The sequence below is a fragment of the Halomonas sp. C22 genome, from assembly GCF_007655045.1.
Classification (GTDB): domain Bacteria; phylum Pseudomonadota; class Gammaproteobacteria; order Pseudomonadales; family Halomonadaceae; genus Vreelandella; species Vreelandella hamiltonii.
The window spans coordinates 40,156-49,966 of sequence record NZ_VBVC01000015.1 but is presented as its reverse complement, the minus strand read 5'-3'; the positions used below and the strand labels follow the sequence as shown (position 1 = coordinate 49,966).

Sequence of the window (9,811 nt, the reverse complement as noted above, 5' to 3'; positions counted from 1 at the left end):
GGGCTTAACCGTTCTTCATGAACCGCCGTATACGGAACCGTACGTACGGTGGTGTGGGAGGGCGCCGGGGGTGACCCCGGCCCCTACCCGATCCTTTCAAAAAATATAGGTATTCCTGTTGACTGATGTGAAAGGTATGCCTATATTTATGAGCAGAACACAGCGCACCGTGTTCAGGCCCTCACAGGCCACGCTCTTTAACAACATGACGTAGTACGCGCACAGCCACCCCGTAAGCGGAGGCGAGAAAGCACACCCACAAGATGCACTCGTCGCGGGGCGTTTCCTAACTGACGTGGAAGCGTAGGCACTCTGGATTGCGACCCCAGGCTGCCGATAGCGAGATCAGTTGTGCGTAAGGAACGAGAGTTCGATGGTTGCTCCTTGCTTTGATGCCGGGAGCATCCGAAAAGCCATTCAAAGGAGGTCATCATGAACGAAGAACTGAAAGCGCTCTACCTTGCAGCACAGCAAAACCACGCGGCCATACAGCAAAAAGAAGTTGAAATTACTCAGCTCAGACAAGAGCAGCGAGAGCTTGAACAGATGCTGATGAACAAGGTGGCTGCCAACGCAGGCGATGACAGCCACCCTTTTACCAATGCAGCGTTACTCGTATTCAGTGGGGTACTTGCCGTCCCGAATAGCAAGCTGCTCTAGCACTTGCATACGAGCACTTAAATTCGCGAACAGATTGTTGATGCATGATTGAGCGCGAATAGCAGCCGTAGCGCCCTCAGGACCTGACTTAGCTGCCAGCATTGAAAGCGTGCTTAGCTGCTCTCTCAATTCATCATGCTGCTGTCCAAAATCTACATCTGTTAGCGCTGCTACACGCGGCAGTTTTTGTGGTTTATCCATTTTTAGCTCCTGGTGTGTGGAAACTTCAGGATAGCTAAGACGCGGGGCCTGCGATAGTGCCATTCAGAGCCTGCCGCTTGGGCTGAGAATACAGGCGGCATCGGGGAGTGTCCTTTCCGTTAAAAGCGGTATGTCCCCGAGAGGGCATTCCACCGATGTTCCTGAAGCATCAACTCCCCTGCGCAAGGATGCGCACTCATTGCCCGCGCCCAGCGGGCTTTTTTACGGCATGGCCGCGCATCGTGACCATGCCCGCGCTGCTTCCCTACCACGACTCACTGCACTGGCACTGCGAGAGCCGCGAGGCAGCGCGCCCAACACAGGAGGCTTTATGGAAACCCTACCCACTAAGGCAATCACGAAAGGCGAGCTGAACAGCCGCAACGACAAAACGGCAGCAGCCCGCTACAGCAAGCGCCGAGACATTGACCAGCGCCTGGCTGACCGAGCGCTGCAGCGCCAAATTCGAGAGGTGTGGGATGACCCGCTTCATCTTGCGTGAGCGGCATCGTCACCTGGTAATCCCCCGCCCCGATCTGGGGCTTTTTTGTAGCCGCCGTTTGGCTCGCGTCGCTGCCAAACGCATGGGCTACCCACCCCATTTAATCAAAGAGGTAACCCGCCATGACCGCGAGAGCCCTTAGCCTCATCGCGCTGGCCGCCATCATCGGCAGCATGATCGTCGCCAGCAAACTGGACGCATCCGATAACGAGCGGATGCACCGCAAATACTGCCAGGAGGTCGCCGTGTGGGCCGCTGAGGCGGCGAGAGGCATTGACCCGCATCACCGCACCGGCCACCCCGATTACCGCGGCAACGCTGCTGAGATTTGCCCAGGAATGAGGCCAGCACCATGAACCGAGCCAAACAAATCCAGCTACGCGCAGAATCCCTGAGCGAATCCATCCATGACGGTGACGCCGAAGGCATTGCGCGTTTTGGCACATATCTGAATGAGGTTGGCGACTTGGCCAGCGCTGTCGAAGAGCTCACCGCCACGACCACGGTGGCCGACATGATTGATGCCTATATCCAGTCACCCGCCGGCGAGGCGGTTCTATTTGCTTGGGCCAAGGATGTAGCTGAAGACGAGCTGCAAGGCGAGGAAGAAGACCGCGCCGAAATGGAAGCGAACTGGAGGGCGGCATGAGCAACTGGAAGATCACTGGGCCACCCCGCTTCGTTGAAGGCGTCGGCATGGTCTATCCGGTCACCAAAGGCGGCAGCCGATTCAATGCTGCCGAGGAAGACGAGCTGAAGGCGCTGTTGGCTGGATGGGTGAGCGTGAATGATCGACTTCCCGAATACGGCGAGCCTTGCCTGATAGTCGCCAATGGCGTGACTCAGAATGTGACGTATGTGCGCGACGGTGCAGATGATTCAGCCGACTGGTTTGAGCCATTCCATTACGAAGATAAGGGAGCGGCCTGCTGGGCATCAGATGTAACCCTCTGGATGCCAATGCCAGAGCCGCCCGCCAACTAAAAAGCCCCTTCTGTGCGCGAACACGTCAGGGGCCATTGATCAACGTCGAGATCGATCACCACGGAGTATAAACCATGACACACACCAGCGAGAAGCCACGCATACGCGTGCCTTCCGGGCGCTATCGCGTGGTCGATAGCGCCGACCACTTGGAGCTATGGCGCCAAGTCGATAAGACGCCGACCACTGCGGTTCGTGAAGCCAGCGTAGACGGCCAGCAGATCACCACGCTGGATGCGATGCACGTCATCGAGACGGCCACCAAAGTGTTTGGCCCGATGGGCATTGGCTGGGGCTACCGCATTGAGGATGAGCGCTTTGACGTGGGCGCGCCGATTCTAGGCAACAAGGGAGAGCTGATCGCTCACGAGCAAACCCACACGATCCGCCTGGTGCTCTGGTACCGCTGGCATGGGGAGCGCGGCGAAGTCACTCAGTTTGGCCACACCCGCTATATCTACCGGACAGGCACCGGAAAATGGAAGACCGACGGCGAGGCACCGAAGAAGTCGATCACCGACGCCATCAAGAAGTGTCTGTCGCTGCTGGGCTTCTCGGCAGACGTCTACTACGGCAAGTTCGACAACAAGGACTACACCCAGGCACAGCAAGCGGCTACCCGAATTGCGGTGGCCGAAGACCAGGACGCCGAAATAGAAAAGCTCCGGCAGGACTACGCGGACTGGCTCAAACGTGAGTGCGAAACCCTTCGCCACCAAATCCCCCACCCCAAGAGCATCGAGCTGGCTGCCAGCAGAATGATCGACCGTATTCCTGACAAGGCATCCATGGCCCGCGTCGAGCCCGACAAAGGCCGAGACATGATCATCAAGGCCCGCGATGAAGGCATCGCCCGGGTATACGCCGAGAAGGAAAAGACCAAGCAACCACAAGAGGTAACGCAAAATGACTAACGCAGCCCCCAACACCGACTACAAAGGCGAGCTGATTGAGCTCGACGCCGTTGAGCAGGCCCTGGCAGGGCTGCGCGAGAAATACGGCACGGTGCCCGATGTTCGCACAAAGGACGGCTACGCGCTTTGCAAGACCGGCATACGCGAGCTGACCAGCTACCGGACCAGCACCGAGAAACTGCGCAAGTCGATCACCCAGCCCCACCGTGACTTCGTCGACCGTGTGAACGCCTACGGCAAAGAGCTGACTGAAAAGCTGCGCATGATCGAGCAGCCGCTGAAAGACGCAAAGCAGCACGAAGACGAGCGCGCTGAACGTGAAAAGCAGCAGCGCATCGCCAAGCTGCGTGAGCGCATACAGGTCGAAATCCTCAGCTACAAGGACACAGCGGTTGGGCTCGACTCAAACGCCCTGGCTGAGCTGCATGATGAAGCCGTCAACATAAACACCGATGATTATTTTGACGTGACCAAAGAAGCAGAGGACGCAAAAGCAGAGGTGCTGCAGCACATCAGCGACATGCATGGCCGCGCCCTTGAGAAAGAGCGCCTGGCTGCCGAGCAGGCCGAAGTGGAAGCCGAGCGGCGCCGCTTGCGTGAGGAAAACGAGAAGCGCGAAGCCGAGCAAAAGGAGCTGGAAGAGCTGCGACGCTTCAAGGCCGAGCAGGAGGCGAAGCGTAATCCCACGCCACAGCCACAGCCACAGCCGGAACCTGAGCCGGAACCTGAGCCGGAACCCTTGCCCGCAGCTGCCCAAGGCAAGCCGCTGGACACCAGCCGTCTTCGTGCCGCCGCTGAATCATTCCAGGGCGGCGTCCCCGCGAAGGCGCCAGAACAGGTGACTATCTCCCGCAAGGAGTACGAGCGGTTGCTGGAAGCCGAGGCCATGTTGCTCGCCCTGCAGGCAGCGGGCGTCGATAACTGGTCAGGATATGCCGACGCCATGGAGCAGCTTGCCGCCTGAACCCACCCGTTACGGCTGGGGCTGCAAGGCCCCTTTTTCTGGACTCCTCGATGAGGCCCCTCAATGACCCTTACCAGCACCCCTACCACCTTTCACATCCATATCCCCGTTAGCGTTTTGCTGAGCTATGGCGACAAGCGCCTCGGGGAGATCGTCACACACGCCGATGGCGTAGAAGGGGCTCGCAAAGAGCTTCGGCAAATGCTCGAAAATGGCAAGCAAGTCCTGGTCTGTGACAGCAGCTGCGATAACCGCAATCCTGACGGCTCATGCGCGGGCCACCCCGGCGCCAAAGCGGCAGCCGCCTAACCCTTCCCACACCCCGGGGCCAATGGCCCCACCACCCCAACCTCCATGAGGTAACACGCAATGTCACACCCAACCGATGTGACCAGGTTCATTGAGGACCTGGATGGCGGCGTATTGGCTGAGCGCTTGGGCACTGTTTTGAGCCACGCAGCGGCGGCGGCGACGAACAACCCGAAGAAGAAAGCCAAGGTCTCGATTGACCTGACGGTCGAGAACATTGGCTCCGGCAGCCGGGTCGGCGTCAGCCATAAGCTGGCCTTCAAGATTCCGACCGAGCACGGCACGCAGTCGGAAGAACACACCACCGAAACGGTCATGTGCGTGAACACGGGCGGCGAAATGACGCTCGAGCCCAAGAACCAGTTCGACATGATCGGCCACCCCCACCGCGATAAAGACTCGCACCAGGAGAAGCACTGATGTCATTGACCAAAGACGCCCTGCAGCACCTTGAAGCCAGCCATAAAACAGGCACCGAAGCCGCCGAGGGTCACGCTCTGATCGTCGGTGAAGGCTTCAAGCTGGTGGATATGGAGAAGTACCAGGACCATCGCCGCCGATTCCGTGGCCAGTTCAAGACCAAGGGGCTGAAAGACTTCATCGCCTACGTATCAGGGCAGCAAGCCGATGCGCCGGTGTTTATCGACCGTGACGCCATGGCGGCATGCTCCTATCTGGATATCGGCGACAAGGCACTGCCTGGCCACTGCGACCACTCCGCTACGCTCAACCTGCCCAAGACACCGGAGTTCAGCGCCTATCTGAGCGCAGATGGTGACACGCATGGCCAGCAGGAAATGGTCGAGCTGGTCGAAGACTGGGGCCACCTGCTGACGTTTGAGAACAGCAAAGGCGAGGCGCTGGAGCGCGGCAAGGTCATTCATGCGTTCCGCAAGGTCAGTTTGGATGACCTGACCAGCATCGAAAGCGACCAGCAGGAGCACTCCAGCCGCGTAGGCGTGATGAATAGCGTCACCGTCAAGAATGCCGACCGTTTGCCCACGGTGATTTACTGGAAGCTCACCCCGTACGAGGGCCTGACAGAGCGCACCCTGGCAATGCGCGTGTCCAGCAAGACCAAGGGCGGGCCATCGTTTGGGCTGCGTGCTATCGCGCTGGACGCGGCCAAAGAAGAGATCGCCGCCGAGTTCGCCAAGCTTGTGACTGATGGCTTGCCGGAAAGCGAATGCTTGTTGGGCACATTCCAGCCCTGACAGCAGCACCCAACCACAGAGGGCCTTCGGGCCCTTTCTTTTGGAGGTCACATGGCCCGAGGCATAAATAAGGTCATTCTGATTGGCAATTTGGGCCAAGACCCAGATGTTCGTTTCACCCCCTCCGGTACCGCCGTGGCGTCTCTAAACATAGCCACGAGCGACACATGGAAAGATCGCCAGAGCGGCCAGCGCCAGGAGCGTACCGAATGGCATCGCGTGGTGCTGTTCAACAAGGCGGCGGAAATCGCCCAGCAGTACCTGAAGAAAGGCGCGAAGGTCTACATCGAGGGCCGCCTGCAAACGCGGAAATGGCAGGACCAGAGCGGCCAGGATCGCTACACCACTGAAATCGTCGCCAACGACATGCAGATGTTGGACAGCGGTGGCCAGCAGCAAGCCCCGCAACAAGGCGGGTATCAGCACCCACCTCAGAATCAGCAGCGCGGAGGCCCCCAGCCCCCGCCAAATAACTCGGGATACGGTGCCCGGCAGCCCCAAGGGCAGCGCCCCGCACCAGGGCAGCCACAATATGGCGCGCCCGATCCCGGTCAGTACGACGATTTTGACGACGAAATCCCGTTCTAACGTAGAGACCCCAGGCGACGGTGGGGATCAATAACATCGCCTGCTTGCGCGGTGCCGTCCCTGATGACGCTACCCGGTACTAGCCCACCGGATGCGCGAAACTGCGTTGCAGTAGGGCCGTGAGTAAGCCGTAAGCCGCCGCGTGAGTGCGGCAACCACGGGAGAGGATCATGCACGAGAGACTGAAAGAGTTAGCAGAGCGATTGACCCAGCCAGGGAGTAAATGCGAGCACCTGAGCATGTCTGAAGTGCACGAATTGAGCCAGGCGGTTCTGGAGCTGCTTGATAAGCCCGCCATCATTGAAACCAGGCTAGTGTTTGCCGTCATCCAGAACGCCGATGGCACTGAAGGACGTGGGCCTAATTACGTGATGGCGGTATGCGAGGCCGAGTCAACAGCTCGCCGCCTGGGGAAAGGCAGAGACGTTCAAGGTTCGGATTGCGGAATTGTGCCAACCGTGGCGATACGAATTGGCAACCAGCCGTATGCCACGCCCTGCTCTTGGCTGGCACCGTGTCGGATACACGAGCCCAATGCCGAAGACAGAGCGGCTGAGCGAGAGCTCCAGCATCAGCGGGCTGCACAAAAGCGGAAGCAAGACGCCCTGGCGCGGGCCAAGGCGGCAGGCCTGAGTGACGACGATATCAAGGCATTGAGAGGTGACGCATGAAGCTCAAGATCACAACACACATCATCGGCGACGACGAAAGCGACAAGCGCTCACTGGTCGCTGGCGGCAAGGTTGAAACAGCAAGCGCCTTGGGCGACCTGAAGGCCGAGGTTGTGGAAGGTAAGCACAAGGGACGCGTCATCAATGCCTTTGCCTGGTTCTGTAATGGCGACGATTGCGCCGCCATCAACATTACCGAGGCCTCTACCGGTTACTGCTTGGAGCGCATTCAGGCCATCGCCGTGGTCAACGGCAAGCCCTGCAGCGCAGGCAGCCTCCCGAACGAATCGCTTTGGAACCTGGTGCCAAGCTTTATGGATGCGGCCAAGAAGGCAGCCTTTTACCGATTCGAGAAAGCGACTGACGAGGAAGCCGAAGCCCTGTTCAAGCGCATGGACGAGCTGCCAAAGATTGACGGCGCCAAGGGCGAGCTGGTGGCTTAGAAGCGAATGGAGCAACCACCATCACTCGGCGCCAATGGATAACCACCCCGCTCATCAGCGGGGCTTTTTTTGGGATACGCAATGATATCGCACCAGGTAATCAACCACTTTCACCTTTTCTGCGGCCTCGGCGGCGGCGCCCTTGGCTTCAATCGAGGCCATGCTCGCGTTGGAAACATCGAAGCCAAATTCCAATGCCTGGGCGGCATCGATGTTGACGCGGGTGCTATCGCGGACTTTCAGCGCCTCACCGGCACTCCAGGCACCGTGCTGGATATGTTCAGCCGCGACCAGTACACCGCCTTTCATGGCCACGAGCCACCCAATGACTGGAAGGAAGCCACCCCTGCCGACATACAGGCAGCCGCCAGCAATCAGCGCCCCAACATCATCTTTCTCAGCGCCCCCTGCAAAGGGTTCAGTGGTCTGCTCTCCCAAACGCGCAGTACCACGCCCAAGTATCAGGCGCTGAACCAGCTCACGGTTCGCGGCATGTGGCTTGCCTTGGAGGCCTGGGCCGACGATCCGCCCGAGCTGATCATCTTCGAGAATGTGCCACGCATTGCGAGCCGCGGCCGAGAGCTGATGAACAAGATCACCAGCATGCTACAGCGCTATGGCTACCACGTTGCTGAAACCACGCACGACTGCGGCGAGATCGGTCACCTGGCACAGTCTCGCAAGCGCTTCCTGCTGGTGGCGCGCCACGCCGAGAAAGTGCCCCCCTTCCTATATGAGCCCATCAAGCGCCCGCTTCGTGCCGTGGGCGACGTGCTTGGGCAAATGCCGCTGCCAGGCGATGAGCTGGCGGGTCCGATGCATCGCGTGCCGCGCCTGCAGTGGAAAACCTGGGTGCGCCTGGCGTTTGTAGAAGCTGGTAGCGATTGGCGATCGCTGAACAAATTGGCGGTCGAGGATGGCTACCTGAGTGATTACCTCATCGTGCCGGAGTATCGGTCAGGCTACATGGGAGTAAACTACTGGCATGAATCCATGGGCGTCGTAGCCGGACGCAGCACGCCCACCAACGGTGCTTTCAGCATCGCTGACCCTCGATTCCACCAGTCAGCAAAATGGAAGGATGGCCAAGCATACGGCGTACGCTGCTGGGACGGCCCTACCGGAGCCATTACGGGCCAGCAGTCGCCCGGGCAAGGGGCGTTTGCGGTCGCAGACCCACGCCGCAAAGGGCCGACTTATGGCAAATACGCAATCACCCACTGGGATAAGTCCACGGGCACCGTCATTTCAGGCAGCACGACTGGCCAGGGAGCGTTTGGCGTTGCTGATCCGCGCCCAGGGCTCAAACGCGGCAAAGGTGATCCGTGGCTTCATGCAGGCCACTACGGCGTCGTGCCATGGAGCGCAACATGCGGCGCCGTATCAGCATCGGCCCGGCAGGATAACGGCTCCTGGTCGGTAGCCGATCCGCGCCTGCCGGAACCGAACGACAAGCTGGTCGCCGTCATCCGCGCACTCGACGGCACTTGGCACCGACCATTCACAACGCTGGAGCTGGCCGCCCTGCAGGGGCTGGTTGACCCATGTGAACACCTGGAGCTTGAGGGCCTGAGCGATAGCGCATGGCGGGAACGTATCGGGAACGCTGTTCCTGCGCCTGCGGCAGAAGCCATCGCCAACGTGATGGGCACCACACTGCTCCTGGCATGGAGCGGCGAGACCTTCGCGCTGGGCAATACGCCCATCTGGGTGCGCAACGTAGCCGCCAGCCTATCGCTTCAACAACCCACCCATATCGTTCATTGAGCCGCTTTCAGAGCGGCATTTTTTGGAGACTACCATGACCACTATCGCCACCCACCTGGGCACCGGTGCCTTGCTGTCACGCGCATGCCGCCGTGCTGCTGTGACACAACTCATTTACCGAAACGACGACCTGGAAGCCGAAAAATACGGACTGATCGAGGAGAACAATGCGCTGGCGGCCGAAAACGCCAAGCTGCGGCTTGAGCTGGCCGAGCAGGCGAAACAGTTGGCAACGATGAGGGCTGCGTGATGAATGGCTTTACTCAAGGGATGATAGTTGCGGCAGGTATCGCCTGTCCCCAGTGCAGTGTGACAGCTCATGAAATACTGCGCGCTGCTGGCATTCAGCATGGCGATCAGCTGGAAGGTGCCGATGCCCACGACATTCGTATATTCGTTGACCACAACATGGCCATGCCTGGCCTTAAAGAAGCGCTCAAGCGCGCTGAGGCCCAGCAATGACCCACCAGCCGAAGCGCGCTATGTGCATGGCCTGCCGCCACGCTGTTGTCGACTGTGGCCACCTGCCCTTTTCTTCCATGCCTGTTCTCAGCACGAGCAAGCATCGCATCATCGTCAGCTGCACGGAGTACC

General features: G+C 59.5%; 17 protein-coding genes. 16 read left to right on the top strand and 1 reads right to left on the bottom strand.

Going from position 1 to position 9,811, the window contains the following annotated elements:
* Nucleotides 1–432 precede the first annotated feature (432 nt).
* Nucleotides 433–660: a hypothetical protein gene (locus FEU76_RS18010; protein ID WP_144984899.1), complete on the top strand. Its 228-nt coding sequence runs from the start codon at nt 433–435 to the stop codon at nt 658–660.
* Here FEU76_RS18010 and FEU76_RS18005 read toward each other — a convergent pair.
* Nucleotides 610–861: a hypothetical protein gene (locus FEU76_RS18005; RefSeq protein WP_144984896.1), complete on the bottom strand. Its 252-nt coding sequence runs from the start codon at nt 859–861 to the stop codon at nt 610–612. The two genes, FEU76_RS18010 and FEU76_RS18005, sit on opposite strands and share 51 nt — an antisense overlap.
* A 331-nt stretch (nt 862–1,192) precedes the next feature.
* Here FEU76_RS18005 and FEU76_RS18625 point away from each other — a divergent pair, with 331 nt between their 5' ends.
* From FEU76_RS18625 to FEU76_RS17935, 15 genes are all read left to right on the top strand, one after another.
* Complete coding sequence (locus tag FEU76_RS18625; protein WP_186299166.1) at nt 1,193–1,363, top strand: PA3496 family putative envelope integrity protein; 171 nt, start codon at nt 1,193–1,195, stop codon at nt 1,361–1,363.
* A gap of 122 nt (nt 1,364–1,485) precedes the next feature.
* Complete coding sequence (locus FEU76_RS18000) at nt 1,486–1,719, top strand: hypothetical protein (protein WP_144984894.1); 234 nt, start codon at nt 1,486–1,488, stop codon at nt 1,717–1,719.
* Nucleotides 1,716–2,012 carry a hypothetical protein gene (locus FEU76_RS17995; RefSeq protein WP_144984891.1) on the top strand — a complete coding sequence of 99 codons (297 nt, stop codon included), beginning with the start codon at nt 1,716–1,718 and terminating at the stop codon, nt 2,010–2,012. The genes FEU76_RS18000 and FEU76_RS17995 overlap by 4 nt, the downstream gene beginning before the upstream one ends.
* A complete protein-coding gene (locus FEU76_RS17990) occupies nt 2,009–2,347 on the top strand; it encodes a DUF551 domain-containing protein (protein WP_144984888.1) in 339 nt (112 codons plus the stop codon). The genes FEU76_RS17995 and FEU76_RS17990 overlap by 4 nt, the downstream gene beginning before the upstream one ends.
* A gap of 74 nt (nt 2,348–2,421) precedes the next feature.
* Nucleotides 2,422–3,261 (top strand): hypothetical protein, encoded by an 840-nt coding sequence (locus tag FEU76_RS17985; RefSeq protein ID WP_144984885.1) that lies wholly within the window; start codon nt 2,422–2,424, stop codon nt 3,259–3,261.
* Nucleotides 3,254–4,225, top strand: coding sequence for a hypothetical protein (locus tag FEU76_RS17980; protein WP_144984882.1), 972 nt, complete (start codon nt 3,254–3,256; stop codon nt 4,223–4,225). The genes FEU76_RS17985 and FEU76_RS17980 overlap by 8 nt, the downstream gene beginning before the upstream one ends.
* 63 nt (nt 4,226–4,288) lie before the next feature.
* Nucleotides 4,289–4,534 carry a hypothetical protein gene (locus FEU76_RS17975; protein WP_144984879.1) on the top strand — a complete coding sequence of 82 codons (246 nt, stop codon included), beginning with the start codon at nt 4,289–4,291 and terminating at the stop codon, nt 4,532–4,534.
* 60 nt (nt 4,535–4,594) lie between these two features.
* A complete protein-coding gene (locus tag FEU76_RS17970; RefSeq protein ID WP_144984876.1) occupies nt 4,595–4,954 on the top strand; it encodes a hypothetical protein in 360 nt (119 codons plus the stop codon).
* Entirely contained in the window at nt 4,954–5,748 is a 795-nt protein-coding gene (locus tag FEU76_RS17965; protein WP_144984873.1) for a DUF2303 family protein, read from the top strand. The genes FEU76_RS17970 and FEU76_RS17965 overlap by 1 nt, the downstream gene beginning before the upstream one ends.
* A gap of 51 nt (nt 5,749–5,799) precedes the next feature.
* Nucleotides 5,800–6,336 (top strand): single-stranded DNA-binding protein, encoded by a 537-nt coding sequence (locus FEU76_RS17960; protein WP_144984871.1) that lies wholly within the window; start codon nt 5,800–5,802, stop codon nt 6,334–6,336.
* A 170-nt stretch (nt 6,337–6,506) separates the two neighbouring features.
* Entirely contained in the window at nt 6,507–7,007 is a 501-nt protein-coding gene (locus tag FEU76_RS17955) for a hypothetical protein (protein WP_144984868.1), read from the top strand.
* Nucleotides 7,004–7,450, top strand: a complete 447-nt coding sequence (locus FEU76_RS17950) for a hypothetical protein (RefSeq protein ID WP_144984865.1) — start codon at nt 7,004–7,006, stop codon at nt 7,448–7,450. The genes FEU76_RS17955 and FEU76_RS17950 overlap by 4 nt, the downstream gene beginning before the upstream one ends.
* Nucleotides 7,451–7,531: 81 nt before the next feature.
* The gene (locus FEU76_RS17945; RefSeq protein WP_144984862.1) at nt 7,532–9,217 is read left to right on the top strand and encodes a DNA cytosine methyltransferase; all 1,686 of its coding nucleotides are present in this window, start codon (nt 7,532–7,534) and stop codon (nt 9,215–9,217) included.
* A gap of 34 nt (nt 9,218–9,251) precedes the next feature.
* Nucleotides 9,252–9,467 (top strand): DNA replication initiation control protein YabA, encoded by a 216-nt coding sequence (locus tag FEU76_RS17940; RefSeq protein ID WP_144984860.1) that lies wholly within the window; start codon nt 9,252–9,254, stop codon nt 9,465–9,467.
* Nucleotides 9,467–9,679: a hypothetical protein gene (locus tag FEU76_RS17935; RefSeq protein WP_144984858.1), complete on the top strand. Its 213-nt coding sequence runs from the start codon at nt 9,467–9,469 to the stop codon at nt 9,677–9,679. Before FEU76_RS17940 ends, FEU76_RS17935 begins: the two co-directional genes overlap by 1 nt.
* Nucleotides 9,680–9,811: the final 132 nt, after the last annotated feature.

Excerpts from the sequence above, each read along its gene's own strand:
- FEU76_RS17945 (WP_144984862.1), top strand. The coding sequence starts at position 7,532 with ATGATATCGCACCAGGTAATCAACCACTTTCACCTTTTCTGCGGCCTC.
- FEU76_RS18625 (WP_186299166.1), top strand. The coding sequence starts at position 1,193 with ATGGAAACCCTACCCACTAAGGCAATCACGAAAGGCGAGCTGAACAGC.
- FEU76_RS18000 (WP_144984894.1), top strand. The coding sequence starts at position 1,486 with ATGACCGCGAGAGCCCTTAGCCTCATCGCGCTGGCCGCCATCATCGGC.
- FEU76_RS17940 (WP_144984860.1), top strand. The coding sequence starts at position 9,252 with ATGACCACTATCGCCACCCACCTGGGCACCGGTGCCTTGCTGTCACGC.
- FEU76_RS18005 (WP_144984896.1), bottom strand. The coding sequence starts at position 861 with ATGGATAAACCACAAAAACTGCCGCGTGTAGCAGCGCTAACAGATGTA.
- FEU76_RS17950 (WP_144984865.1), top strand. The coding sequence starts at position 7,004 with ATGAAGCTCAAGATCACAACACACATCATCGGCGACGACGAAAGCGAC.
- FEU76_RS17975 (WP_144984879.1), top strand. The coding sequence starts at position 4,289 with ATGACCCTTACCAGCACCCCTACCACCTTTCACATCCATATCCCCGTT.
- FEU76_RS17980 (WP_144984882.1), top strand. The coding sequence starts at position 3,254 with ATGACTAACGCAGCCCCCAACACCGACTACAAAGGCGAGCTGATTGAG.
- FEU76_RS17935 (WP_144984858.1), top strand. The coding sequence starts at position 9,467 with ATGAATGGCTTTACTCAAGGGATGATAGTTGCGGCAGGTATCGCCTGT.
- FEU76_RS17955 (WP_144984868.1), top strand. The coding sequence starts at position 6,507 with ATGCACGAGAGACTGAAAGAGTTAGCAGAGCGATTGACCCAGCCAGGG.
- FEU76_RS17995 (WP_144984891.1), top strand. The coding sequence starts at position 1,716 with ATGAACCGAGCCAAACAAATCCAGCTACGCGCAGAATCCCTGAGCGAA.
- FEU76_RS18010 (WP_144984899.1), top strand. The coding sequence starts at position 433 with ATGAACGAAGAACTGAAAGCGCTCTACCTTGCAGCACAGCAAAACCAC.
- FEU76_RS17990 (WP_144984888.1), top strand. The coding sequence starts at position 2,009 with ATGAGCAACTGGAAGATCACTGGGCCACCCCGCTTCGTTGAAGGCGTC.
- FEU76_RS17970 (WP_144984876.1), top strand. The coding sequence starts at position 4,595 with ATGTCACACCCAACCGATGTGACCAGGTTCATTGAGGACCTGGATGGC.
- FEU76_RS17960 (WP_144984871.1), top strand. The coding sequence starts at position 5,800 with ATGGCCCGAGGCATAAATAAGGTCATTCTGATTGGCAATTTGGGCCAA.
- FEU76_RS17985 (WP_144984885.1), top strand. The coding sequence starts at position 2,422 with ATGACACACACCAGCGAGAAGCCACGCATACGCGTGCCTTCCGGGCGC.
- FEU76_RS17965 (WP_144984873.1), top strand. The coding sequence starts at position 4,954 with ATGTCATTGACCAAAGACGCCCTGCAGCACCTTGAAGCCAGCCATAAA.